This is a genomic window from Bacillus infantis, from assembly GCF_020171945.1.
In the GTDB taxonomy this organism is placed as follows: domain Bacteria; phylum Bacillota; class Bacilli; order Bacillales; family Cytobacillaceae; genus Bacillus_AB; species Bacillus_AB infantis_A.
In genome coordinates, this window is the sequence record NZ_JAIVAP010000021.1 from 27,447 (window position 1) to 54,067 (window position 26,621).

The 26,621-nt window shown below is 46.5% G+C and carries 22 protein-coding genes; 18 read left to right on the top strand and 4 right to left on the bottom strand.

The annotated features are described in order from the left end of the window. Window positions 1-78: 78 nt before the first annotated feature. From LCM00_RS20785 to LCM00_RS20825, 9 genes are all read left to right on the top strand, one after another. Entirely contained in the window at window positions 79-279 is a 201-nt protein-coding gene (locus LCM00_RS20785; RefSeq protein ID WP_224905640.1) for a transcription initiation factor TFIIIB, read from the top strand. A 185-nt stretch (window positions 280-464) separates the two neighbouring features. Beyond that, window positions 465-1,484, top strand: coding sequence for an NADP-dependent oxidoreductase (locus tag LCM00_RS20790; RefSeq protein WP_224905642.1), 1,020 nt, complete (start codon window positions 465-467; stop codon window positions 1,482-1,484). Window positions 1,485-1,771: 287 nt separating this feature from the next. Further along, complete coding sequence (locus tag LCM00_RS20795) at window positions 1,772-3,301, top strand: response regulator transcription factor (RefSeq protein ID WP_224905644.1); 1,530 nt, start codon at window positions 1,772-1,774, stop codon at window positions 3,299-3,301. A 13-nt stretch (window positions 3,302-3,314) separates the two neighbouring features. Beyond that, window positions 3,315-5,060, top strand: a complete 1,746-nt coding sequence (locus LCM00_RS20800) for a cache domain-containing sensor histidine kinase (RefSeq protein WP_224905646.1) — start codon at window positions 3,315-3,317, stop codon at window positions 5,058-5,060. A 168-nt stretch (window positions 5,061-5,228) separates the two neighbouring features. Then, complete coding sequence (locus LCM00_RS20805) at window positions 5,229-6,515, top strand: ABC transporter substrate-binding protein (protein WP_224905648.1); 1,287 nt, start codon at window positions 5,229-5,231, stop codon at window positions 6,513-6,515. A 128-nt stretch (window positions 6,516-6,643) separates the two neighbouring features. Further along, window positions 6,644-7,594 carry a carbohydrate ABC transporter permease gene (locus tag LCM00_RS20810; RefSeq protein WP_224905650.1) on the top strand — a complete coding sequence of 317 codons (951 nt, stop codon included), beginning with the start codon at window positions 6,644-6,646 and terminating at the stop codon, window positions 7,592-7,594. Then, window positions 7,587-8,411: a carbohydrate ABC transporter permease gene (locus tag LCM00_RS20815; protein ID WP_224905652.1), complete on the top strand. Its 825-nt coding sequence runs from the start codon at window positions 7,587-7,589 to the stop codon at window positions 8,409-8,411. Before LCM00_RS20810 ends, LCM00_RS20815 begins: the two co-directional genes overlap by 8 nt. A 29-nt stretch (window positions 8,412-8,440) precedes the next feature. After that, the gene (locus LCM00_RS20820) at window positions 8,441-11,479 is read left to right on the top strand and encodes a glycoside hydrolase family 2 TIM barrel-domain containing protein (protein ID WP_224905654.1); all 3,039 of its coding nucleotides are present in this window, start codon (window positions 8,441-8,443) and stop codon (window positions 11,477-11,479) included. A gap of 24 nt (window positions 11,480-11,503) precedes the next feature. Beyond that, on the top strand, window positions 11,504-13,720 hold the full coding sequence (locus LCM00_RS20825; protein ID WP_224905656.1) for an alpha-galactosidase: 2,217 nt from the start codon (window positions 11,504-11,506) through the stop codon (window positions 13,718-13,720). A gap of 37 nt (window positions 13,721-13,757) precedes the next feature. On the opposite strand, the gene LCM00_RS20830 is transcribed toward LCM00_RS20825, so the two are convergent. The 3 genes from LCM00_RS20830 to LCM00_RS20840 all read right to left on the bottom strand — a co-directional run bounded on the left by LCM00_RS20830 (window position 13,758) and on the right by LCM00_RS20840 (window position 15,551). Beyond that, a complete protein-coding gene (locus LCM00_RS20830) occupies window positions 13,758-14,246 on the bottom strand; it encodes a hypothetical protein (protein ID WP_224905658.1) in 489 nt (162 codons plus the stop codon). Window positions 14,247-14,484: 238 nt separating this feature from the next. Continuing rightward, on the bottom strand, window positions 14,485-14,814 hold the full coding sequence (locus LCM00_RS20835; RefSeq protein ID WP_224905661.1) for a hypothetical protein: 330 nt from the start codon (window positions 14,812-14,814) through the stop codon (window positions 14,485-14,487). Window positions 14,815-14,846: 32 nt separating this feature from the next. Beyond that, window positions 14,847-15,551 carry a FadR/GntR family transcriptional regulator gene (locus LCM00_RS20840; protein WP_224905663.1) on the bottom strand — a complete coding sequence of 235 codons (705 nt, stop codon included), beginning with the start codon at window positions 15,549-15,551 and terminating at the stop codon, window positions 14,847-14,849. 185 nt (window positions 15,552-15,736) lie between these two features. Here LCM00_RS20840 and LCM00_RS20845 point away from each other — a divergent pair, with 185 nt between their 5' ends. Both LCM00_RS20845 and LCM00_RS20850 read left to right on the top strand, forming a co-directional pair. Next, the gene (locus LCM00_RS20845; protein ID WP_224905665.1) at window positions 15,737-17,110 is read left to right on the top strand and encodes an FAD-binding oxidoreductase; all 1,374 of its coding nucleotides are present in this window, start codon (window positions 15,737-15,739) and stop codon (window positions 17,108-17,110) included. 21 nt (window positions 17,111-17,131) lie between these two features. After that, the gene (locus LCM00_RS20850) at window positions 17,132-18,115 is read left to right on the top strand and encodes a bile acid:sodium symporter family protein (protein ID WP_224905667.1); all 984 of its coding nucleotides are present in this window, start codon (window positions 17,132-17,134) and stop codon (window positions 18,113-18,115) included. Between the two features lie 136 nt (window positions 18,116-18,251). Here LCM00_RS20850 and htpX read toward each other — a convergent pair whose 3' ends face one another. After that, on the bottom strand, window positions 18,252-19,130 hold the full coding sequence (htpX, locus tag LCM00_RS20855) for a protease HtpX (RefSeq protein WP_094768018.1): 879 nt from the start codon (window positions 19,128-19,130) through the stop codon (window positions 18,252-18,254). Window positions 19,131-19,376: 246 nt separating this feature from the next. On the opposite strand from htpX, the gene LCM00_RS20860 reads away from it, so the two are divergent. The 7 genes from LCM00_RS20860 (at window position 19,377) to LCM00_RS20890 (ending at window position 26,516) form a co-directional block, all read left to right on the top strand. After that, window positions 19,377-20,117: a DUF1836 domain-containing protein gene (locus LCM00_RS20860; protein ID WP_224905669.1), complete on the top strand. Its 741-nt coding sequence runs from the start codon at window positions 19,377-19,379 to the stop codon at window positions 20,115-20,117. A 178-nt stretch (window positions 20,118-20,295) separates the two neighbouring features. Next, window positions 20,296-21,753 carry an MDR family MFS transporter gene (locus tag LCM00_RS20865; RefSeq protein WP_263623452.1) on the top strand — a complete coding sequence of 486 codons (1,458 nt, stop codon included), beginning with the start codon at window positions 20,296-20,298 and terminating at the stop codon, window positions 21,751-21,753. Between the two features lie 154 nt (window positions 21,754-21,907). After that, window positions 21,908-22,459 (top strand): RNA polymerase sigma factor, encoded by a 552-nt coding sequence (locus LCM00_RS20870; RefSeq protein WP_224905672.1) that lies wholly within the window; start codon window positions 21,908-21,910, stop codon window positions 22,457-22,459. Further along, window positions 22,449-23,219: a hypothetical protein gene (locus LCM00_RS20875; RefSeq protein ID WP_224905674.1), complete on the top strand. Its 771-nt coding sequence runs from the start codon at window positions 22,449-22,451 to the stop codon at window positions 23,217-23,219. The genes LCM00_RS20870 and LCM00_RS20875 overlap by 11 nt, the downstream gene beginning before the upstream one ends. Continuing rightward, complete coding sequence (locus LCM00_RS20880; RefSeq protein WP_224905676.1) at window positions 23,213-24,088, top strand: ABC transporter ATP-binding protein; 876 nt, start codon at window positions 23,213-23,215, stop codon at window positions 24,086-24,088. The genes LCM00_RS20875 and LCM00_RS20880 overlap by 7 nt, the downstream gene beginning before the upstream one ends. Beyond that, a complete protein-coding gene (locus LCM00_RS20885; protein ID WP_224905678.1) occupies window positions 24,088-25,344 on the top strand; it encodes a hypothetical protein in 1,257 nt (418 codons plus the stop codon). Before LCM00_RS20880 ends, LCM00_RS20885 begins: the two co-directional genes overlap by 1 nt. Before the next feature lie 38 nt (window positions 25,345-25,382). Beyond that, window positions 25,383-26,516, top strand: coding sequence for a relaxase/mobilization nuclease domain-containing protein (locus LCM00_RS20890; RefSeq protein WP_224905680.1), 1,134 nt, complete (start codon window positions 25,383-25,385; stop codon window positions 26,514-26,516). The last annotated feature ends 105 nt before the right edge of the window (window positions 26,517-26,621 follow it).

Sequence of the window (26,621 nt, forward strand, 5' to 3'; positions counted from 1 at the left end):
AGCAATCAAGGTAGCGGAACTTATTTTCATTGTTTTCGTATCAGATACAAAAGAGTGTTAAAAGAAGGAGGAGTACCGGTGAAAAAAATAGCTGGGGAATGCCCAAAATGCGGTGAAAAGGAATTGGGGAAAGGAAGGCAGAATGGCTATGCAGCCATAAGCCCTGAAAATAAAATGAGCTTTGGATCAACGGTCGAGCATATCATCTGCACTGGCTGCGGATACATAATTGAAAGCTATGTTACAAAGCCGGAAAAATTCAAGGGGACTATTTTCTAAAAGAATGCTGCCGGTGTCAGGCACCGTCTGTGGACAAAAGGCCGGAAACTGTCTTTTTGCGGTGCCTGGCACGGGGGGAGGAGCGCTGGGTATTTCGTCGGGATGTGCAAAGGGCAGCCCCTAAAGATTGAATCACCATTCATCAATATGGTAAAGTGCAATTATCATTTAAGAGGAGGATAACTATGCTACCGAATACTCAGCAGCAAATTCAGCTTGCTTCACGTCCGAAAGGGACACCTGTCAAGGATGATTTCCGTTTTGCCGATGTTAAGGTTGAGGAGCCGAAGGAAGGAGAGGTTTTGCTTCAGACGGTTTATCTGTCTGTGGATCCTTATATGCGCGGGCGGATGTCTGACGCAAAATCATATGTAGAGCCATTCAAGCTCGATGAGGCACTCCACGGCGGAGGGGTGGCTAAGGTAGTAAAGTCCAAGTCGGATGCATTTAATGAAGGTGATTATATTGTCGGAATGCTGCCATGGCAGGAATATTCCGTCGCCTCAGAAAAGGCTGTCCGCAAAATTGATCCCCAGGTTGCACCAATCTCAACTCACCTTGGGATACTGGGAATGCCGGGACTGACTGCCTATTTTGGGCTTCTTGACATCGGCCAGCCGAAGGAGAATGAAACGGTCGTTGTTTCAGGTGCGGCAGGAGCAGTAGGATCAGCAGTCGGCCAGATTGCTAAGATCAAGGGTGCCCGGGTAGTCGGAATCGCAGGATCTGATGAGAAAGTTTCGTATCTGAAGGATGAGCTTGGATTCGATGAAGCCATCAACTACAAAACAGCTGGCGATATCCGCGAGGCTTTGGAAAAGGCCTGTCCGGAAGGCATTGATGTATACTTTGAAAATGTCGGAGGGGAAATTGGCGATGCAGCCATCAGCCTTTTGAACAAATTTGCAAGGGTGCCGGTATGCGGAGCTATCTCAGCTTATAACAAACAGGGCGAAGACACAGGTCCGCGTGTCCAGGGCCAGCTGATCAAAACGAGCGCGCTCATGAAAGGCTTCACAGTCGGAGATTACGCCAGCCGCTATAAAGAAGCAGCTGCTGACCTCGGCAAATGGGTCAGCGAAGGAAAGCTCAAATACGAAGAAACGGTAACAGAAGGATTTGAGAATATCCTTGATGCCTTCCTTGGTCTTTTTGAAGGAAAGAATATGGGCAAGCAGCTGGTGAAGGTTGCGGAAGATAAATAAAGCAGAACGAAGGGAAGCGCTGGTCCTGAGTGGGCCGGCGCTTTTTATTTTTACCATAAAATGTATTATTTGTTGAATCCACTGATTTTTATGTAGAAAAAAGGAAAAATTATGTAGAATAATTCAGTTTTTATGCAGAAAAATTAAAACATTAGGTAGGATCATAATCATTGTAGATAATCTATCACTAATTTACATCGAAAATTACCTATATTTAATTCTGAAAACGCTTGCCTGTATAATTTATAATAGAGAAAAACACAAATTCCTGCATGGAGGGGTCAATTATGCCAAAGGAAGAGCTGTGCAGAGTGCTTATCGTAGATGACGAGGTTTTGATAAGGCAGGGAATCAAGCATTATATGGATTATGAGCAAGCCGGCTTTAAGATTGCGGGTGAGGCTTCCAATGGCCAGGAGGCTCTGGACATGATTGAGGCAGTAGAACCGCATATTGTTCTGACAGATATTGTGATGCCGATCATGGATGGAGAGGAACTGACAAGGATTGTGACTAAGCGCTATCCTGATATAAAAATCATCGTTTTGAGCAGCTATGGGGAATTCGACTATGTTAGAACGGCGTTCCAGAACGGGGCGGTTGACTATATATTAAAACCAAAGCTTGATGCGGAAGGACTCTTGAAGGTACTTCAGACAGCTGCCAGCAAAATTCCCACTCTTATGCAAACGGAGAGAGCCGGCAGCCATTCAATAGAATCAGTAATAGAAAAGCTGGCTGCCGGCTATGATGTGGCTTTAGACCGCTCTGCTATAGAACAAAGCTTTCCTTTCGGCGCTTATTATCTGCTGGGAACAGAGGCCAGGGGTACAGAAAAGACTGCAGCAGAGCTTGCGGATCAAGTCAAAGCAGGTATTCTTCAAAGTACGGACAAAACGGCTGCTGTGCCGTTTTTTACAGATGAAAGCATTACAGGGATATTGATTAACACAGAAGAGGAGGAGGCCCAGATTCTCCTTGCAATAGAGGCAGCTGCTGTTACTGAAAATGCAGCAGCCTTTGCGCTCAGCTGTCCATTCAGGGAGTTTTCTGAGCTTGGTGCTGTGTGGAAGAACAGTATCCTGAAGCTGCTTCCCTATTATTTTTATTTTCCTGATAAAGAGCTCTTGAGGGAAAAAGAGCTGCCTGCCGGTGATTCTGGCAGGAAGGACTTCAGCCTGGAATGGTTTACAGAGGAATTCAAAAGCAGAAGCTCTCATTCTGCGCTGGCCTATTTGAGTGAATATGCTGCTTCCCTGGCAAAAGACAGTGCTATTGAACCATTTGAGTTTAAAGCATTCTTGGGGAATAGCATTTTTAATATTACGGTCATCCTTGGAAATATGAATGTTGAAGCAGAAGCGATCCAAAAGAAGAAATATGAATACTTTAAAGCTATCGAAGATGCAGGGACTGCAAAGGAGGCACTCGAAGTCCTGTCGCGCTTTATTGAGGAAGTGAGTGTATCCCTGGTTCCAGCTGACAACCAGAACGGCATTACTATAAAGAAAATTATTGAATACATGAAAGAACACTATGCAGAGCCGATTACCCTTACTGAAGCTGCCAGGCACTTTCATTTCAATCCTTCTTATTTATCCAGCTACTTCTCAGCTCATAACGAGGGAAGCTTTATTGAGCAGCTGAACAAAATAAGGATAGAGGAGGCCTCTAAGCTCCTGCTGAAGGGGGAGGCAACAATATCAGAAATCAGCGGGCTGGTCGGTTTCTCTGATCACAGCTATTTTTGCCGGGTGTTCAAGAAAAGGACGGGGCTGTCGCCAAGCCAATATAAACGAAAATACTTTACGAGATAAGAGATGAGAGTTTATGAGACTTAACGGGCTTTTTATGAAGCAGTTCCTTTTCACAGTGTTCATTATCATTTCGGTATCCGCTGTACTGACTGTGACAGTGGTCAGGATGTCTGAACAGTTCTTTATCGATAGATTCAGCATCACTAATTCAAAGGTAATGAATCAGGTGAAGGACAGCTTTGAATCTTTCCATTATTCTATTGTCAATACTTCAAATGAAGTTCTTCAAAATGGGGCGGTCAAAAGGATACTGAGTGACCGGGAAACGGAATATGAACAGATGATTTCCTATTTTAATATGTATCAGCAGATGAACCGGATTACATCGTATCTGGATGCTTATGAGGTAGGCATTGTGGTGACGGGCAAGAATGGAATGGATTATGCGACCGACCGGCCCTACTGGCCCATAACAGACGAGGAGCTGAGAAGGAGTGCCATCCGGAAAAATACGCTCCGGAATCCAAAGAGGCTGATGTATCAGTATGACTACAGGCCGGGCAAGGAAATTGAATTGGATGACAGGAATTTCATCGTAGCATCAAGGGCAATCAGGGAGCCGATTTCAGGAAGGGACTTTGGAGAGCTCTATTTTGCCATCCAGGAGAAAGAATTCAGGAAGTTTTATGCCAGCTATACAAGCCCTGGGAATCATGTGTTTGTCACAAATAAATCGGGGGTTATTTTCTCCAGCAGCAGATCGGATCTGATTGGCCGGACATCGGCTGATCTCCGCCGCTATACTGAGGAATTGGAAGGAACTGAGCCATACAAAGTAGGGGATTTCATGGGGAAGGATCACATTATACTGATGGAATACCTTCCTTCCTTTGACTTATACCTGTTCAATATTATTGATAAGGAAGTGGCGTTTGGAGATTTGGTTGATAAAAGCGACATTGCCCAGATTGTTATTTTAATTGTAATCGTTATATTATTTATTGTATTTTTTGCTTCCCGGAGGCTGACAAATTCTCTTTCAACCCTGGCAAGTCAGATTTCAGGAGCGGCCAAGCATGATTTTGTCCAGTATGTGACTGTGGGAGGGACCTATGAAACAAAGAAAATTGCCCATGCCTTTAATAGTATGCTGGACGAGCTTCATGATTATGTCGAGGAATTGATGCAGACACAGAAGGAAAAGCGCAACGCCGAGCTGGCAGCCCTTCAGCAGCAGATCAACCCGCACTTTTTATATAATACGCTCACATCAATCCGCTTCATGGTTCAGCAGGGAGGCAGGCAGGAGGCGGAAAACACCATTATGGCGCTTATATCGCTGCTTCAAAACACAATCGGCTCTCCAAGTGAAACCGTGACGGTCAAGAGGGAGCTTGAAAATCTTAAAAATTATGCTTTTATTAATCAAAAGCGTTATGGAGACCGGATCAAAACCAATTATTTTGTTTCACCCGACTGTCTGGAGGAGCTTATTCCCAATCTAATCCTTCAGCCTTTTATGGAAAATGCATTTTTTCACGCGTTCAATCGGAAGGACGGAGGCTATATCAATGTACTGATCTGGAAGGAAAACGGCAGCTTGATTTGCGAGGTGGTGGATAATGGTGACGGAATGGAGGTTGAGGAAGATAAGCAGATGCCTGCGAAAAGTAAGCAGCAGCTCTTCACCGGCATCGGCGTGAGAAATGTACATGAACGACTGCAGCTCATATATGGGGACGATGCAGGAGTATCAATCTCCAGTAAAGCGGGAGACGGGACAACCATTCGGCTCACAATACCGCTCTCAAAAGCTTAAAATCGTCCGAATTTCTAAAAAAAGTCCAAGGACAAGCAAATGAAAACGCATTCATAAGACAAAGATATTACAAATGTTAAGAAAAATCCTCCTAATACTCCCTTCCTATAAGATGCTAGGATAAAGACAGAAAGATAACGCTTACAAAACATAGATGGAGGGGAATCAATGAAAAAGCTGCTGGCCTTTTTATTAATCGCAGTATTGATGCTGTCTGCCTGTTCTTCAGGGTCAGATACTGAAGATGCTTCAGGAGAATCGAAAGATACAAATGAAATAACAGTTTGGGCATGGGATCCTAATTTCAACATCAAAGCACTCGAACTGGCAAAAGAAGCTTATCAGAAAGAGGACTCTGAGCTAGACGTAAAGATTGTTGAAAATGCACAGGCTGACATCATTCAAAAGCTTAACACAAGCCTGAGCTCAGGGACGACAAAGGGACTGCCGAACATCGTCCTGATCGAGGACTATCGCGCTCAAAGCTTCTTGCAGGCTTATCCTGATATGTTCTACGAACTGACAGATTCATTCAATTCAGATGACTTTGCGCAATACAAGATTGCTCCGACAAGCCTTGATGGCAAGAATTACGGACTTCCATTTGATACAGGTGTAACTGGTCTCTACTTCAGAACTGATTATCTGGAGCAGGCAGGTTATACACCTGAAGATATTCAAGACATTGACTGGAACAAATATATTGAAATCGGCAAAAAAGTGAAAGAAGCTACAGGCAAGCATATGCTGACTCAAGACCCGAAAGACCTTGGCCTGATCCGTACAATGATTCAGTCCAGCGGCTCATGGTATCTGAAAGAAGATGGAAAAACGCCTGATCTGGCAGACAACGAAGCATTGAAGGAAGCTTTCAAGACATACAAGGCTATCCTGGATGCAGACCTTGTTAAGCCGGTTTCAGACTGGAGCCAGTTCGTAGCAGGCTTCAACAGCGGAGATGTTGCAACAGTTCCAACAGGCAACTGGATCACAGCTTCTATTAAAGCAGAGGCAGATCAAGCAGGCAAATGGACGGTAGCAGCCCAGCCGAAGCAGAGTGTCTCCGGATCGGTAAATGCATCAAATCTAGGCGGCAGCTCATGGTATGTGCTGAACATCCCCGGAAAAGAAAAAGCGGCTGAGTTCCTGAGTAAGACTTTTGGATCTAATGTGGACTTTTATCAAACTCTGAATACGGAGATCGGTGCGATCGGTACCTATAAGCCGGCAGCAGAGGGAGAGGCGTATAAATCCGGCGATGACTTCTTCGGCGGCCAGGAGGTTATCTCTGACTTCGCCAAATGGACAGAGCAGATTCCTCAAGTAAACTACGGATTGCACACATATGCGATTGAAGATATTCTGGCAGTTGAAATGCAGAACTATCTAAAGGGCAAAGATTTGGATAAGGCGCTTGAAGACGCACAGGCACAGGCAGAAGCGCAGATTCAATAAATAAAATAAATAAGAATTAAGCCTCGGGAATTCGCCGGCTACTCCTTTCGGTTTAATGGAGCTAACTGATTATCAGGCGGATGAACGGGGCTTTTTCCTACTCAAAACAAGGTTGGGAGCTGATGAATATGATGCCGGCAAAAGCCAGCCAGACAGTGACAGCAGAAAAGCCGGGGCATGGTCCTGGCACAGCAAGGCCAAACAGAAGGCTTAAAATAAAGAATGGTGCAGTTGGATGGTCGTTTATCATCATTGCAGCCGGATTAATTTGCTTATTTTATTTTTATCCAATGGCACAGGCATTGCTTCTTTCGTTCCAGTCAGGGACAGGCGCAAACCTTCAATTCACCGGGATTGATAATTATACCCGGCTCCTGAAGGACCCAACTTTCCTGACGACGCTTAAAAATACAGTTATCTTCTTGATCGTCCAGGTGCCGGTGATGATTATCCTGGCCTTATTCCTTTCTGTATTGCTTAACAACAAAACACTTAAATGGAAGGGACTGTTCAGGACAGCCATCTTTTTGCCGTGCGTGACCTCATTGGTTGCCTACTCGGTCATTTTTAAGTACCTTTTCAGCCAGGACGGAATCATCAATATTATGCTAATGAAGCTTGCACTCATATCTGAGCCGATATCCTGGCTCACTGACCCGTTCTGGGCAAAAGTGACGATCATTGTGGCCATCACTTGGCGGTGGACGGGATATAATATGATTTTTTATTTATCGGCTCTTCAAAATGTGGACCAGTCAATCTATGAAGCAGCCAAAATGGACGGCGCCTCTTCTTTTCAGCAGTTCTTCAGAATAACGGTGCCCATGCTGAAGCCGATCATTCTCTTTACATCTATTACATCAACAATCGGTACACTGCAGCTGTTTGACGAAGTCATGAATATCACGGCGGGCGGACCGGCAAATGCAACTATGACAATCTCTCAATATATCTATAATCTATCCTTTAAGTACACACCTGACTTTGGCTATGCTGCAACGGTTTCATATGCCATTGTTATCTTGATTGTCATTTTCTCCATCATTCAGTTTAAAGTGGCAGGTGACAGGAATGAGTAAATCGAATCGTATAATAGGCTACACCGTACTGGTGACGGCTTCTATCATTTCCATATTCCCGTTTCTATGGATGATCGTCAGTTCAACAAACAGGTCAGCAGATGTAACGAAAGGCAGGCTGCTTCCAGGCAGCCACTTTATGGATAATATGACGAACCTCCTGAATACGGTTGATCTAGTACCGGCTTTGATGAATTCAGCGAAAATCTCGATTTCTACGACGCTGCTGGCGCTTCTGATTGCTTCCCTTGCAGGCTATGGCTTCGAAATTTACCGAAGCCGGGCGAAGGATATCGTTTTCAATATCCTGCTTTTATCTATGATGATTCCGTTTGCTGCTTTAATGGTACCTTTGTTCCGCATGTTCGGAACCATTTCGCAGACCATGCCAATGATTGGGATCGACACCCTGACGGCAGCTGTCCTGCCGACGATTACAACCGCTTTTCTGATCTTCTTCTTCAGGCAGAGCACAAAGATGTTCCCGCGCGATATTCTTGAAGCAGGAAGGATTGATGGACTCACTGAGCTGGGCATCTTTTTCCGCATTTATGTGCCAACCATGAAAACGACTTATGCTGCAGCTGCAATCATTACCTTTATGGCAAGCTGGAACAGCTATCTTTGGCCGCTGGTTGTCCTTCAATCACCGGAAAACCAGACGATTCCGCTATTGATTTCAAATCTGGGCTCCAGCTATTCGCCTGACTATGGTGTGATCATGACAGCCATCGTCATTGCTACCCTCCCGTCTGCACTGATTTTCTTCATTATGCAGAAGCACTTCGTGGCAGGGATGATGGGATCGGTAAAATAAACTTTTTATAAAAAGGAAGTGCAGGAAAAATGTCTTCAACTCCATCTTTAAATTGGCTATCGGATGTCAGTGTGTTTGCAGTGAACCGCCTCCCCGCACACTCAGACCATAAATACTATAAAACAATGGAAGAAGCCAGGGCGGGTGCTTCCATGAGCATGCGCCACAGCTTGAATGGCAGCTGGAAATTTAATTATTCGGTCAACCCCTCTATGAGGCCCTCCGAATTTTACAAACAGGACTTTTCGTGTGATGGCTGGGATTATATCAGCGTCCCTGGCCATATTCAGCTTCAGGGGTATGGCAAGCCCCAGTATGCGAATACAATGTATCCATGGGACGGGCTGGCTGACATCCGCCCGCCTGAGATTCCGCAGGACCATAACCCTGTCGGGAGCTATGTAAAAGAATTCACGGTGCCTGGCACCATGGAGGGCAAGCCTCTTTATATTTCTTTCCAGGGAGTGGAGTCCGCATTTTATGTATGGCTGAACGGAGAATTTGTCGGCTACAGCGAGGACAGCTTCACTCCGGCTGAGTTTGAACTGACTCCTTTTCTGAAGGAGGGCAGCAACAAACTCGCTGTTGAAGTGTTCCAGCGCAGTACAGGAAGCTGGCTGGAGGACCAGGATTTCTGGCGCTTCTCCGGGATTTTCCGGGATGTGTATCTGTATACGGTGCCTGGCACTCACATCCGCGACCTGGATGTCAGGACAGAGCTTGATGACCATTTCACCAGAGGGACGGTGAATGGAAGGCTGGAACTGCTGAAGGGCAGTGATGCACCGTCAAGGATTTCAGCAGATTTATATGACGACTTCGGAAACCGGGTTTCCTCTGGAGAGGCAGTTGAAAGCTGCGGGAGCTGGGAATTTACGCTCGGCCTTGACTCTCCTGCATTATGGAGTGCCGAACAGCCCAACCTGTATAAGCTCTATCTTACGGTCTATGGAGAAAATGGAAGCGTAGAAGAGGTTGTACCAGAGAGGGTCGGATTCAGAAGGTTTGAAATGAAAGATAAGATCATGACACTGAACGGCAAGCGGATTGTCTTTAAAGGCGTCAACCGGCATGAATTTAATTGCCGCACCGGAAGGGCCATTACCAGGGAGGATATGCTTTGGGATATTAAGACACTCAAGCAGCATAACATCAATGCTGTCCGCACTTCCCATTACCCGAACCAGAGCCTGTGGTATGAGCTTTGTGATGAATATGGAATTTATGTTATTGATGAAATGAATCTGGAGACTCATGGATCATGGCAGAAGATGGGCCAAGTCGAGCCTTCCTGGAATATACCCGGGAATCTGCCGGAATGGGAGGATATCGTCATGGACCGGGCGATTTCCATGTATGAGCGCGATAAAAACCACCCATCCATTCTGATCTGGTCCTGCGGCAATGAATCATATGCCGGCGATGTGATCCTGAACGTCTCAAAGTATTTCAAGGAAAAAGACCCTGGCAGGCTTGTTCATTATGAAGGGGTATTTTACGACCGGAACTACAGCGAAACGAGCGACATGGAAAGCCGGATGTATGCCAAGCCGGCCGATATTGAAAAATATTTGAGCGAAAATCCCGAAAAGCCATACATCAGCTGTGAATATATGCATGCGATGGGCAACTCGCTTGGAGGCATGTACAAATATACTGATCTGGAAAATAAATATCCGATGTACCAGGGCGGCTTTATTTGGGATTATATTGACCAGTCACTGGTGAAAAAAGACCGTTTCGGCAAAGAATTCCTTGCCTATGGCGGGGACTTCGGCGACAGGCCGACAGATTATGGCTTCTGCACGAACGGCATTGTATATGCCAACCGGGAGCTGTCCCCGAAAATGCAGGAAGTGAAATTCCTGTATCAGGACTTCAAGCTGGAAGTAGAATGGGCCGGTGCCAGGATTAAAAATGAAAGCTTGTTTACTAATCTGGAACGGTATGACCTGCAGTATTCGCTGCAGCATGAGGGAAAAGAGATTTTTAAAGGCTTTTCGTCCTTGTCTGCAAATCCAGGAGAAGAAGGGTATGCAGCCTTCGAATGGCCTGACGCGATCAGTGAAAAAGCTGGTGAGTACTGCATAACAGCATCACTTATCCTTAGAGAGCCGGAGCAATGGGCTGAGCAGGGGCATGAAGCTGCATTCGGCCAGTATATTTTCGAGGTGGAAGCTGAGCCTGAATCAGCTGAAGCAGCCTGCGGCAAACTTAAGCTGATCCAGGGGGATGTAAATGTCGGCGTGCATGGCACTGATTTTTCCATCCTGTTTTCCAAGCAGGCAGGCACACTTGTCTCGCTGAGATTTGCCGGAAGAGAAATGATCTCCTACCCGGTATTTCCTTTATTCTGGAGAGCGACAACCGACAATGACAGAGGGTTTGCCCAGGGCTTCACATCAGGGGCATGGTATGCGGCCAGCCTTGCAAGGCAGTGTACAGCGGTTGAAGTAAAGGAAGAAGCGGGCTATGCCGAAATTACGTTCAGCTACCAATTTTCCATCAGCCAAAAAATGAACGTGAAGATTCATTACAGAGTATATGAAAATGGCTCCATACATGTAAGATCCGTATACAATGGCGCAGACAATCTCCCGCAGATGCCAATTTTCGCTCTTTCCTTCAAGGTGCCGGCTGAATATGAAAAGCTTGACTGGTATGCCCTTGGGCCGGAGGAAAATTATGATGACCGCAATCGGGGAGCCAGGCTTGGAAGATTCCAGAACACGGTGAAGGACAATGTCTCCGGCTATGTGATGCCGCAGGAGTCCGGAAACCGGACCGGCGTCCGCACAGTGGACATAACCAACCAGAAGGGTTCAGGCATCAGGATCTCAGCAGCAGGGGAGCCGGTTGAGTGCACAGTTTCTCCATACACGGCATTTGAATTGGAGCATGCAAACCATCACTATGAACTGCCTGATATCCATTACACAGTGGTGACGGTTGCCGGCCGCCAGATGGGTGTGGGCGGCGATGACAGCTGGGGGGCTCCTGTCCACAGCGAACATAGAATCCAGCCGGAGAAAGACATGGTATTCGAGTTTGTCATTGAGCGGGTATAAGAATTCTTTGAAGCAGGTGAACGTATGCTAATACATGCAAGCACAGAGACCAGACAGTTCCATCTGACAAATGGGCAGGTCAGCTATATTTTTCACGTCATGAAAAACGGCCAGCTTGGCCATCTATATTATGGAAAAGCACTGCGCCACCGGGAGGATTTTTCCCATTTGCAGGTTTATGATATACCAACCGCAGCGAGCTGCCATCCTTACGCGGATGATCCTGCTTTTTCCCTTGAGACTCTGCGCCAGGAATTTCCTGTCTATGGGAGCTCGGATTTCAGGGAGCCTGCCATTGTGGTCAAAAGAAATGGATTGAATCATATCCCTGACTTTCGCTTTGTACAGTTTGAAATAATGGAAGGGAAGCCCCTGCTTAAGGGGCTTCCGGCCACCTATACGGAGGAGAATGGGGAAGCGGCCACACTCCAGATTTTTTTAAGGGATGAAAAGCTTCAGGCTGAGCTTGTGCTGAATTACACCATTTTCAAGAATCATCCTGCGATCACAAGAAGCGTCCGCCTTAAAAATGAAGGTGATGAGCCTCTTGATATCGACCGTTTGATGAGTGCGTCCATTGATTTACCTGATAGTAACTTTCGCTTTCTTCATCTGGCAGGTACCTGGTCAAGGGAGCGGCATGTGAAGGAAAGAAAGCTCCAAGCAGGAATCCAGTCCATTTCAAGCATAAGAGGGGCAAGCTCTCACCATCATAATCCGTTTGCAGCATTGGCGAGGCCTGATGCGACCGAGCATAGCGGCGAGGTCTATGGCTTCAACTTTGTTTACAGCAGCAATTTCATCATTCAGGCTGAGGTGGACCATTATGAAGCAGCAAGGCTGACAGCTGGCATCCATCCTTTCGGGTTTCATTGGTCTTTGGGAAAAAAGGAGTCATTCCAGAGCCCGGAGGCAGTAATGATATACTCTGACAGCGGACTGAACGGGATGAGCCAGGCTTTTCACAATCTTTACCGGAAACATCTGATTCCTGCGCAATGGCGCACAAAAGAACGGCCGATTCTGATTAATAACTGGGAAGCCACCTACTTCGATTTTAACGAAGAAAAGCTCGTGAATATCGCAAAATCGGCTGCGGAGCTGGGAATCGAGCTGTTTGTCCTGGATGATGGCTGGTTTGGCAAGCGCAATGATGATACAACCTCGCTCGGCGACTGGGAAACTGACGAAAGCAAGCTCCCGAATGGATTGGAGAAGCTGGCAGAAAAAATAAAGGAAACCGGAATGAAATTCGGCCTTTGGTTCGAGCCGGAAATGATCAGTCCGAAAAGCAGATTGTATGAAAAGCACCCTGACTGGGCGGTAGGTCAAACCCTGGGGAGGAACCAGCTGGTCCTGGATTTCTCACGGGAAGAAATCGTCGAGTATTTATATGAGAAAATGTCAGGCATCATTAAAACGACAGGATTGGCCTACATTAAATGGGACATGAACCGGAATATCACGGAAGCCTTTTCAGCAAAACTTCCGGCCGGGCAGCAGGGGGAATTCTTCCACCGCTATATACTTGGGGTGTACCGCTTGTATGAAAAGCTGACAGCAGAATTTCCTGAGGTATTATTTGAATCGTGTGCAGGAGGGGGCGGCAGGTTCGATCCCGGAATGCTGTATTATGCCCCGCAGGCGTGGGCAAGCGATGATACAGATGCAGTCGAAAGATTGAAGATCCAATATGGGACCTCTTTTGCCTATCCTCTGTATAGCATCGGATCACATGTATCAGCCGTGCCGAACCATCAGACTTTAAGAGAGACTCCGCTGTCTACCCGGGCCAATACAGCCTATTTTGGGACATTCGGTTATGAATTGAATCCTCTTAGTCTATCAGATGAAGAGCGCAGCCAAATTTCAGAGCAGGTTTCTTTTTATAAACAGCATCGAAGCCTGTTAAGGGAAGGACATTTTTATAGATTATTGAGTCCTTTCGAAGGAAACGAAACTGCCTGGCTGACAGTGAATGAGGACAAGACGGAGGCACTTGCCGGCTGGTATAAGGTATTGGCAATGGCGAATCCGCCGAAACAGCAAACGCTGAAGCTCTCAGGACTGGACCCTTCTATTAAGTATCAGGTATCAGGAAGCAGCAGAAGCTATTATGGAGATGAGCTGATGCAATCAGGGCTGCAGCTGCCCGCTGAGTTCAACGGTGTCAATGGAAAGGCTGCCGAGCGCGGCGGAGATTTCCAATCATATGTATTTCATTTAAAAGCAGTGGATTAAAAAGGAGGGCGGGAGAACCGCCCTTTTTTTAATGCGATTAAACTGCTGATCCCGCCATCTCTTTGCCTTTAACAAATCTCCCGAATATAAAACGGACAAGCGGACCCATAATGAGAAGCTGCAGGGGCAGGGCGAAGATAAAGTTTTTAAAAGCGATTGATCCGTAGCTTTGCACCCATGACCCCCCAGTCAGATGTCCGGTGAGATAGGCTGTCATGAGTCCGTACAAAGACATAAGGAGAACCATTCCCGCTACCATGCATAATGACATAGAAACAATGCTGATAAATTTATTCGATTTATCATAGGGCAGCATAGAAGCAATCCTTCCGGCCGCAGGGCCTACGATAAATACTTCCAGTACGATTGCCACAGCAAAGCCGGCAATGTACTGAAAGATTAATGAAAGAATTGGTATTTCACCGATCATTCCATTGATTACGAGATTATAAGTCGTCATAGCGACCACCATTCCAAGGCACATCATCAGCCCGAACTGCAGGCTTTCTTTTTTCGTTGTCGGCACGTTCATCATCCCTTCTTTTGATACCCAGTTATTATAGGGAGAGAAGGAACCCCCTCGTAAGTGAACATTTTGTGAACTTTTTTATATGCCATTCATAGATGATTTATCCCGAAAGAAAGGTACTTATGATATTTTCCCGTTCTTATCAGAAAAGTCATCAGGCAATTCTCCATGCAGCCTTTAGAACCGAAGATTGCAGATGCCCCAAGTGTTTAAGGCTCTTTAATCAAACGTTTGATTAAGAAGAAAACTGTACATTTTTCCTCTTTTTTAAAAAGAACAGAAACCACCAAACTGCTAAATATAAATATCCTGTTAATGAAAATAGAGTCCAGCCCGCACCTTGCTGCAGCTGGCTGATGAAGTGTTCCAGCTCATTTACTGAAGTATCTCTTTCGATGCTTGAGATCATGCTGACAATCGGTAAGCTCAGGACAGAGAGAATTAAGATGACTGATGGAATCATCAGCTGTTTTTTAATAATAGAATAGACCGCCGCAGCCAATGTGATGAACAGAATACAATAATAGATTGCCCAGAACCAGCCGGGCATAGTCTCCCAATACATAATGATCCTCCTGATTTCAGCCTATAATATGCTCACTGTATTTGCTGCCTCTCGATCAACCCTAAAGAAAGCTCCCTCCGGATCTGGGAGATGTGCTTTTCCATGGAGAGCCTTGCTTCCTGGACCTGGCCTGATGCGATGGCCAGAAAGATTTCTTTATGCTCTTCAATGGTATCCTTCCTTCTCGAGGGATCAAGGAGCCTTTCCTTTCTAGTGGCACGGATGGTGTCATTCATATGTCCGCTTACCGTTTCAAACAGTTTGGCAAAGATAGAATTGCGGGCGGCATTGACAATGGCGAAATGAAAGTCGACATCCGCCTTAATCCCCAGCTCTGCATCATCGGTGCTCTCCATCAGGAGAAGGGCCTGTCTGATCGGCTCCAAATCCAGAGAGCCTGCCCGCTGTGCTGCAAGTCCGGCACATTCCACCTCTAAAGCACGCCTCAGTTCCAGCATTTCATACACAAGCTTAGTTTTTTCATTTTCAATAGTAAAAGAGACGCTCTCTGGCCGGGCTTCCGTATTGGCTTTCAAATAGCTCCCGCTGCCCTGCCTGATTTCAAGCAGCCCTTGTGCCTCGAGCTGCCTTAAGGCTTCTCTGACAGATGTGCGGCTCGCCTTAAAGCGGGCCGCCAGCTCCCGTTCAGTCGGAAGCCTGTCCCCGGGCTGGAAGGCACCGGAAAAAAGTATTTGCTGGAGGTGATCTATTATAGTTTCATAAGCTTTTTTTTTCATATTATTCACTCCCTAAAAATGACAGGTGAAGCGATTTCATCATACAGAAAATTAAAGGAAAGCTCAACAGTATAGAAGAAGTTATTGATTTTTTCAGATTATTTAGTAAAATTAACGAAAAGGTTGGACCAATCTTGAAATGTAACTGATTGGTAGGAACTATTATTCAGCAGGGAGAGGGATGCATGAGTACAGTCAGCGTGGAAGCGATCGGGGAACTGCAGAGTATGTTAAAAGAAGGGCAGGTATCTGTCAATCAAACAGAAAGGGAGCAGCGCAGCCGGGATGAATCCTATCATAAGGAAAGCCTGCCGGATGTCGTCGTCTTTCCGGAATCGGCGGAGGATGTTAAAAAAATCATCATGGCGGCCAGGCGGCATAAGATGCCGGTTGTCCCATTCGGGCGCGGAACCAGCCTGGAAGGGCATGTGATCCCCTATGACGGCGGGATCACTGTCGATTTTTCAAAAATGGATAAAGTGCTGGAGGTCAGGGAGAAGGACTTTCTTGTGAGGGTGCAGCCGGGCGTTACTCGGTCCCAGCTGAACAAAGTGCTGAAGAAATATGGTTTGTTTTTCCCGGTTGATCCTGGGGCAGATGCCACTTTAGGCGGGATGGCTGCGACCAATGCGAGCGGGACGACCTCGGTCAGGTATGGAGTGATGCGGGATCAGGTCCGCGATCTTGAAGTGGTGACAGCTGACGGGACCATTATACATACAGGCAATCTGGCGGCAAAATCATCCTCGGGCTATCATTTGAACGGGCTGTTTGTCGGGTCTGAAGGGACGCTGGGCTGCTTTACAGAACTAACTTTGAAGGTGTACGGCATTCCGGAAGCCATTCTGGCGGCAAGGGCCTCGTTTCCAACAATCAGTTCTGCGGTCGAAGCAATCGTCGGCATCCTGCAGGCAGGAATCCCAATAGCCAGGGGAGAGCTAGTTGATGAGGCTTCAATGAAACAGGTCAATTTATTCAGCGGGACCGGGTATGCTGAAAAGCCGACGCTGTTTCTGGAGTTTCATGGAAACGGGGCCGGCCTGAAGCAGGATGTTGAGTTCATGAAGGCAATTGCTGAGGATTGCCAGGCAGAACAAATCGACTTTGAAACCGACAACTCTTCCAGGACACAGCTCTGGGAGGCGCGCCATAATCTCGCTTATGCTTATATTCACGGGTATCCAGGAAAGAAGATGATGGTAACGGATGTGTGCCTGCCTATCTCAGAACTGGCCGGAGCTGTGGAACACAGCAAGATTCACCTCGATGCACTGGGATTGGCCGGGGGCATAGTAGGGCATGTCGGGGACGGGAATTTCCATGTGCTGCTGATGATCAATATGGATGATCCGGTGGAGGTGCAGCAGGCAGAGGAGTTCAATGAAAGGATAGTCATGTATGCATTGGAGCGGGGAGGGACCTGTACAGGAGAGCATGGGGTCGGGATTGGAAAGCAGAAGTATCAGGAGAGGGAGCATGGCGAGGCCTATGAGGTGATGAAGAAAATCAAGCGGGCCATTGATCCTGAAGGCCTCCTGAATCCCAATAAACTTGTCTAATTAGAAAGCGGGGGAAAATTGATGAAGGTTCTTGAAACAATCAGTACAATTGCCGGCAAATATTTTGCCGTATGGGTCATCTGCATGGCGGTGATTGCATACCTGCTGCCTGATCCGTTCCTTGTGTTCGGCAGCTATATCACCATCCTGCTTGGCGTTGTTATGTTCGGGATGGGGCTGACCTTGAAGGGGACCGACTTTAATCTTATTTTTAAAAATCCGGTGCCTGTTATTATCGGTGTCTGTGCCCAGTTCATCATCATGCCGCTCGGGGCATTCGCAATTGCTTACCTTTTGAATCTGCCTGCAGAGCTTGCGGCCGGCCTGGTCCTCCTTGGATCCGTACCAGGGGGAACGGCTTCCAATGTAATGGTCTACTTGGCAAAAGGGAATCTGCCTCTTTCCATCGCGATGACTTCGTTCTCAACGCTCCTGGCCCCGCTGGCGACACCCTTTATCCTGCTGCTGCTGGCAGGCCAGTGGATGCCGGTGGATGCTAAAGCCATGATCCTATCGATTGTACAGGTCATCATTGTTCCGATCGTTCTTGGCCTGCTGATCCGCCGCTTTATGCCGCAGGCTGTAGAAAAAGGCATTACTGTCATTCCGCTTATTTCCGTTATTGCCATCATCATCATTGTGGCAGCAGTGGTGGCAGGAAATGTAGCCAACATCGCATCGGCAGGGCTGCTGACCTTTGCAGCTGTAGCGCTTCATAATGGTTTAGGACTGTTATTGGGCTATTTAGCGGCTGCAGCTTTAAGGCTGGATGAAAGCACGCGGAGGGCCATCAGCATTGAGGTCGGCATGCAGAACTCAGGTCTTGGTGTGGCGCTTGCTACCGCACACTTTGGCCCTCTCGCTGCACTGCCGAGTGTAGCTGGTGCTGTGTGGCATAATATATCCGGACCGATTTTGGCTACCTATTGGTCGAAGAAGCCTGTTTCCGAAAGAGCAAAAGAAGATTACCCCATTGGTGCAGGGAATGCGAAAACAAATGTATAGCAGCGAGTGAGATTTAGGAGAAGCACTGCAGCGGCAGTGCTTTTTCTGTTTTGTGGCAAGGAAGCGGAAAGCAAAAATGCCGGCCCGCTAAATCCGCCGGGGGAAGGCGGCCTTTAACGAGCCAGCATTAGTGGTATTAGCTGTTCAAACGTCTGATTCTCTCATCCAGGTCAGGGTGAGTAGAGAATAATGAGCGCTTGCCTTTATTATTGATTTTCAAGGTTGATATCGCTGTCTGCTCTTCGCCTTTCATGCGGGCGGAGTAAGCTTTAAGCATCTGCAGGGCATGAGTCATTTTATCCCTGCCGGCAAGGTCTGCGCCTCCCCGGTCTGCGTGGTATTCACGATGCCTTGAGTAGGCGAACACGACCAGGCTTCCAAGAATCGAGAATGCGATCTGGAAGATGATTACGGCGATGAAGTGAACAATCGGTGCCATCTCTTCCCTTACAAAGCGTGATGCCACCCAGGCAGCGATACGGGCCAGGAATACAACAAAAGTGTTCACTACACCCTGAAGAAGGGTCATGGTCACCATGTCGCCATTGGCAATATGGGCTACCTCGTGGGCAATGACGCCTTCAATGGCATCGTCATCCATTTCCTGAAGCAGGCCAGTCGATACAGCAACCAATGAACGTTTTTTGGAAGGTCCGGTCGCAAATGCATTGACCTCAGGAGAATGATAAATTCCGACCTCCGGCATATGTGTGAGTCCCGCTGCCCTTGAGAGGCGGTGGACTTTCTCAACGATCTGCCTTTCAGAAGGAGATAAAGACCCTTCAGGCTTCAGCACCTGGACATTCATCATCCGCTTTGCCATCCAGCGCGACATTGCCAGGGAGATGAAGGATCCGGAAAAACCAATAACAGCACTGAATATCAGCAGGGAAGCAAAATCAATCCCGCCCTGTGCATTGATGTAATTTCCGCCGCCGATCAGAGAAAAAATAATCGAGATGGTCAACAGAACCAGCACATTGGTCAATAAAAAGTAAAATATCCTTTTACCCAATTCTTCTCATCCTTTTTATATAAAATTTTAAGGTCATTTGAACTTGTAACTTGACCTTATTTTATATGATTATGCAAGAATAAGCAAGTATAAAACACCCCGCCCAAAACTTCGTGCCAGGCACCGCCAAAAGACAAAAACGCTATTTTTGTCCACGGAGGGTGCCTGGCACGCGGAAGCACCGTTGACGGTGTCAGGGGAAAGATTTAGGATAGGGTTACAAGTATCGGGCGGGAGTTGAGTAGCGTGGAGTTGTTTCAGTTGTCGAGGGCCAGGATGGCGGAGCTTTTATTTGCCCTCAGAGGGGAAGGGGAGAAGAACCCGAAGGCCGTTTTGCAGGAAGCATGGAAGTCGGGCCACCTGACCAATATATATGGAAAGAAGCTGGAGATTTTCATAGAGACAGACATGCCGGCGATATTCGAGAAGATCATGAGGCAGAATTCGCAGGTTCCGGGCTTCAGTGTCAATGAGATTGTCTCGCTCGGAAATCAGATCGAGTATACGAATCTATCGTCCACAGCAGTGCAGAACTGGGTTAAAAGAGAAATGCGCGAGCTGGTTGGAACGCCCCAGGCCGGGAAGAAGTATACCATTGACCAGACGGCCATCCTGTTTGTTGTGGAGGATCTTAAGTCGGCGCTGGATTTTGGTTCAATCCGCAAAATCCTGACGCTTCTTTTTAATAATCCGGAAGATAGGACAGATGATGTTATTGATCCGATCATCTTCTACGCTGGATATGCCGGCATCTTTGAAAAAGTGCATCCGCAGAAGCTGGCTGAAGGCACTGCGCAATTTCAGGTAGAGCAGGAAATCCGGAGAGAATCGGCATCAATAGTGGAAGGCTTTACAGAATTGACCGGATCTCAAAAAGAGCTTGTCTCCAATGTGCTGACAACCGCTGTCCTCACTGTGCTGTCAGCCTACTATAAGACACTGACAAGAAAATATGTGAGCGCGACCCTGTTTCTTAACGGAGAATAGGGTACCGCGGTGTGTTTCTGTAAGAGTTTGTCGAACGGGCAGCATTGATGTTTGGAAGGATAATAATTAAAATTGAATAGATATCTTATCTATCCTATTTCAGTTTTAATGGAGGTTTAACGTGGCAGAACAAAAGAATGTAAATCTTGTAGTGGCCGGGCTTTTGCTGGGTATCCTGATGGCAGCGATGGACAACACGATTGTTGCCACAGCGATGGGGACCATTGTGGCAGACCTGGGCGGATTCGAACAGTTTGTCTGGGTCACCTCAGCCTATATGGTCACCGTCATGGCAGGCATGCCGATTTTCGGGAAGCTGTCCGATATGTACGGCCGCAAGCGCTTTTTTATTTTTGGACTGGCCGTATTTCTGATCGGCTCTGCCCTTTGCGGACTTGCACAGTCAATGGTCCAGCTCAGCGTATACCGGGCTATCCAGGGGGTAGGCGGAGGAGCCCTTATGCCGATAGCTTTTACGATTGTATTTGATATTTTCCCGCCTGAAAAGCGGGGGAAAATGACCGGCCTTCTCGGAGCCGTGTTCGGGACAGCCAGTGTCCTTGGCCCGCTGCTCGGAGCATTCATTACCGACTGGATCAGCTGGCATTGGGTTTTCTACATAAATGTACCGATCGGGATCGTTTCCGTCTTCCTGATCATCAAGTACTATCATGAATCCAATGACTACCAAAGGCAGAAAATTGATTGGGCCGGTGCTTTCACCCTGGTGGCTGCAGTTGTCAGCCTTATGTTCGGCCTTGAGCTCGGCGGAAAGGAATTTGCCTGGGACTCCTTCCAGATCATCGGACTGTTCGCGGGCTTTGTCCTCTTTTTCATTGTATTCCTATGGGTGGAAACGCGGGCGGATGAACCGATCATTTCCTTCTGGATGTTCAAGCGCCGCCTTTTTGCTACTTCCCAAATCCTTGCATTCCTTTACGGCGGCACTTTTGTCGTCCTGGCTGTGTATATCCCGATTTTTGTCCAGGCTGTGTATGGCGGGTCAGCTAAAAATGCCGGGCTGATCCTGACGCCGATGATGCTTGGGTCTGTGGCAGGAAGCGCCATCGGGGGGATTTTCCAGACAAAAACCAGCTATCGGAATCTGATGGTCATCTCGGTCATTTCCTTTTTTGCCGGCATGCTTCTGCTTGGAAATATGACACCGGATACAGCCAGATGGGCTTTGACCCTGTTTATGATTCTCACCGGATTTGGAGTAGGGTTTTCATTTTCGCTGCTTCCGACTGCGTCCATCCACAATCTGGATCCGAGGTACCGCGGTTCAGCCAACTCAACGAACTCCTTTTTGCGTTCGCTTGGCATGACACTCGGCATTACCATATTCGGTATCATCCAGCAAAATGTGTTTGCTGATAAACTGCAGAATGCTTTTAAAGGCATGCAGGGCGGCGGGGCGATGCCGATGGGCGACCCGCAGCAGCTGTTCGAACCGGCGGAGCGGGCGAAAATCCCGGCTCCGGTTCTTGATAAAATCATTGCAGGGATGTCAGACAGCATCACCATCATATTTATGCTGGCTCTCATCCCGATCGGTATTGCAGCAGTGACCATTCTCTTTATGGGGAAAGAACGCGTCGAAATTAACAAGAAAATAGAAAAGCCGCAGGAGTAGCGGCAGTTGGCCGGCAGGGGAAATCCTGCCGGTTGTTTTTTGTAAAAGAAAAAAAGTTCAAAACTATTTACCGCCTTGTTACGAATACATAGATATAAGCTTATGAATCAACAGAATTCTGAAAGGAATAGAGTGGTGGGAAATGCATGGGGATTTGAAGCTCATACAAAAGATAATTAAAAAGGGAAGCGAAGAGGCAGCAAATGAGCTTGTTTCCCGTTACTACCGCGAGATCTATCATTATGTCTACAAACAGACTCTTGATCAGGAGCAATCGAAGGATTTGACCCAGGAAATTTTCATTAATATGCTGCAAGGAATTCATCAGTTTGAAGGAAAGCGTGCCCTTTTCCGCACCTGGCTGTATAAAATAGCAACCTATAAAATTGTCGATTATTACAGGTCAAAACATTACAAGGCAAGCAGGGGGGTGGCGCATATAGAAGACCTGGAAATAGGCAGCCATGCAGATTCTTCCGAGTCTATCCTGCAAAAAGAAGAGATAGAAGCACTTCTGGGCGTCCTGGACCGTATGGATGCGCCGTATCAGCAGATATTCCGGATGAAGCTGTTCGGCGAGCAAACCTTTCAGGAAATTGCTTCCTCACTTCAGGTCCCAGAATCCACTGTAAAAACAAAGTACTATCGCAGTCTCAAATTTATCAGGGAGGAAGCTAAAAAGGAGGGATTTACTCATGCAGAATGATAAAGACTGGCAAATTCCCGAACTAAAGATTTCAAAAGAGGAAATAACGTCGATTGTCCAAAAGGGCAACGTCAGGAAAGAGTCATTCATTACTTTAATAAAGGGAATGTACAGAAGAATTGGTTTCAGGTTTCTTATGAAGGATTGGCTTGAAATGCTCCTGGCCGCCGGCATGCTGGCAATGCTGATGATTGGAATCGCTGCCACAGCCAGTGAAGGACAGGCTGCTGGCGGAGGAACAAGCTTATACACCTTGATCATGATTGTTTCACCGCTTCTGTATGCCTTCCTCGCCTTCCTGCCGTATATAAAAAGCAGGACCAGCGGGACGTACGAGCTGGAAATGGTCTGCAAATATAATCTTCACCAGCTGGCAGCTTTCCGGATGCTGATATTCAGCGTCTTCTGTTTTCTTCTTAATAGCATATGGGTGCTGGCTCTTGCTGCACGGTTCGCTGCTGTGGAATTTGTACAGGGCTTATTGATATCAACGGCTTCCCTGCTGATTTTTTCTGTGCTGTTCTTATATGTATTAAGCTTCTTTAAAACGAATATTGCGCGGGCGGCAGCTCTGGTTATTTGGATAGCCGGCAATATTATTCTTGTCATACTGAATAATTCCATATATATGGGCTTGCTCATATCTGTTCCCTGGTACTTATATGGGGCAGTCATCGTTCTGTTTTTCTATTTATATATGAAAAAATTGAAGGAACTGCTTATTCATAACAAAAGAAGAGGGGGTTACACACTATGCTGACAGTGAATAGCGTAAGCAAAAATTTTGGCAGCCATGCAGTATTGGAAGATGTGCAGCTGGAATTCTCAAACGGGGTATATGGTTTGCTTGCCCCCAATGGTGCAGGGAAAACGACCCTCATCAAGATGCTGACTACTCTGCTGCATCCAGGAAAAGGTGAAATCCTGTACAGCGGGCAAAATATCCTGAGCATGGGCGAGGCTTACCGCGAGTTAATTGGCTATCTGCCCCAGGATTTTGGCTATTACAAAAATTATACTCCCTATCAGTATCTCCAATATCTTGCTGCTTTAAAGGGCATATCAAAAAAGGACACAGATGAAAAAATTCCGCATCTCATGAAGCTTGTCGCGCTTGAGGGTGCGGTTAAAAAGAAAATGGGGAAGTTTTCAGGAGGGATGATTCAGCGGGTGGGGATTGCCCAGGCGATGCTGAATGACCCGAAGATCCTGATTCTCGATGAACCGACAGCAGGCCTTGACCCAAAAGAACGGGTCAGATTCAGGAACCTCCTGTCTGATTTGGCAAGGGACCGGATTGTCATCCTATCCACTCATATCGTTTCAGATGTTGAGTCGATTGCCAATGAAATCATTATGATAAAGAATGCGAAGGTCCTTTATAAGGATTCTATCGCTAATATTTGCCGAAGGCTGGAAGGGAGAGTATTTGAGACAGAAATCGAATTCAGCGAAGCAGCCGATTTTAGGAGAAACTTTTTGTCTCTGTCTGAACGGCAGGAACAGGGCCGGATGAATATTCGTTTTATGGCAGAGGAAAGGCAGTCAGCTCACTGGAAACAGGTTCAGCCTGTTCTGGAGGATATTTTTCTCTATGAGTATAGAGATGAAGCAGGCTTTACGGCTTAATGAGAATTCTGCGCTGGGAAATCCGCAAAGCCTTTTTATCGCCTTCAGTCCTTGGTCTTGTTTTTCTGTTCATGGTCTTTAATTTGTATCTTGTGCTCCACAATTCAGTAATAAAAGAAGATTTGAAAAAAACATCAGCATTCGCAGCGGCCTATGGGACAGATATTACTGGCGAGAGTCTGGATGCAATGAAGGATGATTATGACTCCCTGATGAAGCAAGTGAATCTTGCGACAGAAGAGAAAGAATCAAAGAGCTACAAGGATATGAATTCTTTTTTCGCGGATCATGCCTTTGATCCATTAGAAAATTATACAAAAAAAGAAAGGGAGCTATTTAATGACGCAGGGCTGCTGGAATACTATTATTCAAGCAGTTTATATGCTGATGAAGAATACCGGAAGATAGATCCGGTGGCCATTGCTGAGTACGATATTCAGAAGTATGGATTGACAGGTTCGGCAGCAGAGCTGGTAAGGAGCCAGTATGGAAAGTTTGAGGAGCGGTTCAAGGAAGTCCTGAAGAATGGAGAGCATATGCATCTGTTCCATTCACAGGAGGCCTTCGGTACACACTTGCTTCTGTTTAAAACCATGTTTAAAGCTTTCCTGTTAGAAGGAGTGATTCTTGCGGCTCTGATTACAGGCCATGTCATTAATTTTGAATTTGATCGCGGGACCCACCTGCTTGCATACAGCTCCAGAAGGGGGAGGAAGCTTTGGCAGGATAAATTATGGGCAGCCCTGATGTCCAATCTGGTACTGTTCACAGTCTTGCTGGCAGCCGGGCTCGCTGTCTATTTTGCAGTATTTCCCTACAGCCAGTTTTGGCAAGTTCCAATGTCGAGCTATTTTAATAAAGGGGAGCATTGGTTCATGACAGTGAAAGAGATGACGTTTTTACAGTATCTTGCTGCAGTTATCGGCCTATCTTATGTCATGATGATCATCTTCACCCTTATGGCTGCCGTAATTTCAAGATGGATACGAAACAGCTATCTTGTTTTTTTTGCCTTTCTCTTGTTATTCGGCATGATTTTTGCTGTTCAGAAGCTCTTTCCAACCAGTCATGCCAGTTACTTTATAGGCCTTTTCACACCGGTGAATCTGGTGCTGAATCCTTTTGTCTGGTTTATGCACCGCGCAATGCACGTCATTTCAGGATTTGAGCTGGCGGTTTCAGGTGTCTGGCTGATTTTCCTGGCAGCAGCTGTGATGCTGTCCTGCAAGAGCTTTAATAGATGCGACTTAACATGAAGGGGATGAACCGGGATTTGAGAATTATCTGGCAGGAAATGAAAAAGATCTTCCGACCAATCATGCTAATCATGCTTGTCTTAATTAATTTGCTGATGTACTACATTTTCATAGAATTCGATATTTCTTATTTTCCAAATGGCCGTCCAGCCAAAGATTATTATGAAGTCAGCAGTGAGATGATAGAAGATTACGGAATAGAGCTGGATGAAAAAGAGTACGAAGATTTCAAGCAGACATACCAGGAGACATTGGACCGTGCAGACTCCTATATACAGGAGCTTGACGAGGCACAGGAACTTGATGTCTCTTCATATGAAGAATTAGTAGAATTAAATAATAAGAATGATCTAAGCAGCCCTGAAAGACAATTGTACGACAAGCTTTTCTTTGAGAAGGAGATAGGCTGGGAAATTCAGACGCGGGAAGGCATCATGGAAGAACTGGATTCTGCCGGTACAGACTTTGGATACGGCTATATTCCAGGTAAGCCGTCTGAAAAGCAGAAAGCAAGGATCAATGATCTGCTAGAGGATGAATCCTTCCGTTCCATTTTCCCGGCATATCCTGTAGGTGATAATTTTCACAGCACCAGCCAAAATATCTGCCTAACAATCCTGGTGAGCATTCTTTTTATGATTCTCCCTATTACGATCAGAGATTATAAGAACAGTATGATTGATCTGCAGTATACCTCCAGGGCTGGGAGAAAATTGTTTATAAAGAAGGCAGCGGCAGGCGTCCTGTCAGCATTCTTCATTGCAACAGTCCTTCTTTGTGTCTATTACGGGTTATATTTTACCAATAATATTACAATTTTTTTGAACAGTGATATCAACAGCTTTCTTGGATATCCATACTGGTACAGCCTTACTTTCAGGCAGCTTATACTGATTGTCATCGGGCTAACCTATATCCTGGCTTTGTCCACCGCTCTTTGTGCCATATTCATTTCAAGCATCAGCAAAAATTACATCAGCGTCATCGGCCTCCAGTTCCCGATTTTTGCATGTGTTTGCTGGCTGCTGGCGCAAAGGATGCTGCTCGGGGACGCTTTGGCGATTAATCACCCGCAGCCTAGACTCTTCTTTATTTATGGCGTGATCATCATATTGCCCGCAGCAGCTATTCTCTGGAAAAAGCAGCGGGAGCAGCAGCGCGATATTTTATAAGAGGGGCCTGGCATAAGCCAGGCCTTTAAGTATGTTCATGTAAAGAAATTTTTACTTGAAAATAGTCAGGTAACTGAAACGTTTCCCACCCCCCAGCACTCTAAC

Coding starts and splice junctions, on each gene's coding strand:
- LCM00_RS20790 (WP_224905642.1), top strand. CDS start 465: ATGCTACCGAATACTCAGCAGCAAATTCAGCTTGCTTCACGTCCGAAA.
- LCM00_RS20795 (WP_224905644.1), top strand. CDS start 1,772: ATGCCAAAGGAAGAGCTGTGCAGAGTGCTTATCGTAGATGACGAGGTT.
- LCM00_RS20800 (WP_224905646.1), top strand. CDS start 3,315: ATGAGACTTAACGGGCTTTTTATGAAGCAGTTCCTTTTCACAGTGTTC.
- LCM00_RS20805 (WP_224905648.1), top strand. CDS start 5,229: ATGAAAAAGCTGCTGGCCTTTTTATTAATCGCAGTATTGATGCTGTCT.
- LCM00_RS20810 (WP_224905650.1), top strand. CDS start 6,644: ATGATGCCGGCAAAAGCCAGCCAGACAGTGACAGCAGAAAAGCCGGGG.
- LCM00_RS20815 (WP_224905652.1), top strand. CDS start 7,587: ATGAGTAAATCGAATCGTATAATAGGCTACACCGTACTGGTGACGGCT.
- LCM00_RS20820 (WP_224905654.1), top strand. CDS start 8,441: ATGTCTTCAACTCCATCTTTAAATTGGCTATCGGATGTCAGTGTGTTT.
- LCM00_RS20825 (WP_224905656.1), top strand. CDS start 11,504: ATGCTAATACATGCAAGCACAGAGACCAGACAGTTCCATCTGACAAAT.
- LCM00_RS20835 (WP_224905661.1), bottom strand. CDS start 14,814: ATGTATTGGGAGACTATGCCCGGCTGGTTCTGGGCAATCTATTATTGT.
- LCM00_RS20840 (WP_224905663.1), bottom strand. CDS start 15,551: ATGAAAAAAAAAGCTTATGAAACTATAATAGATCACCTCCAGCAAATA.
- LCM00_RS20845 (WP_224905665.1), top strand. CDS start 15,737: ATGAGTACAGTCAGCGTGGAAGCGATCGGGGAACTGCAGAGTATGTTA.
- LCM00_RS20850 (WP_224905667.1), top strand. CDS start 17,132: ATGAAGGTTCTTGAAACAATCAGTACAATTGCCGGCAAATATTTTGCC.
- LCM00_RS20865 (WP_263623452.1), top strand. CDS start 20,296: ATGGCAGCGATGGACAACACGATTGTTGCCACAGCGATGGGGACCATT.
- LCM00_RS20875 (WP_224905674.1), top strand. CDS start 22,449: ATGCAGAATGATAAAGACTGGCAAATTCCCGAACTAAAGATTTCAAAA.
- LCM00_RS20880 (WP_224905676.1), top strand. CDS start 23,213: ATGCTGACAGTGAATAGCGTAAGCAAAAATTTTGGCAGCCATGCAGTA.
- LCM00_RS20885 (WP_224905678.1), top strand. CDS start 24,088: ATGAGAATTCTGCGCTGGGAAATCCGCAAAGCCTTTTTATCGCCTTCA.
- LCM00_RS20890 (WP_224905680.1), top strand. CDS start 25,383: ATGAAAAAGATCTTCCGACCAATCATGCTAATCATGCTTGTCTTAATT.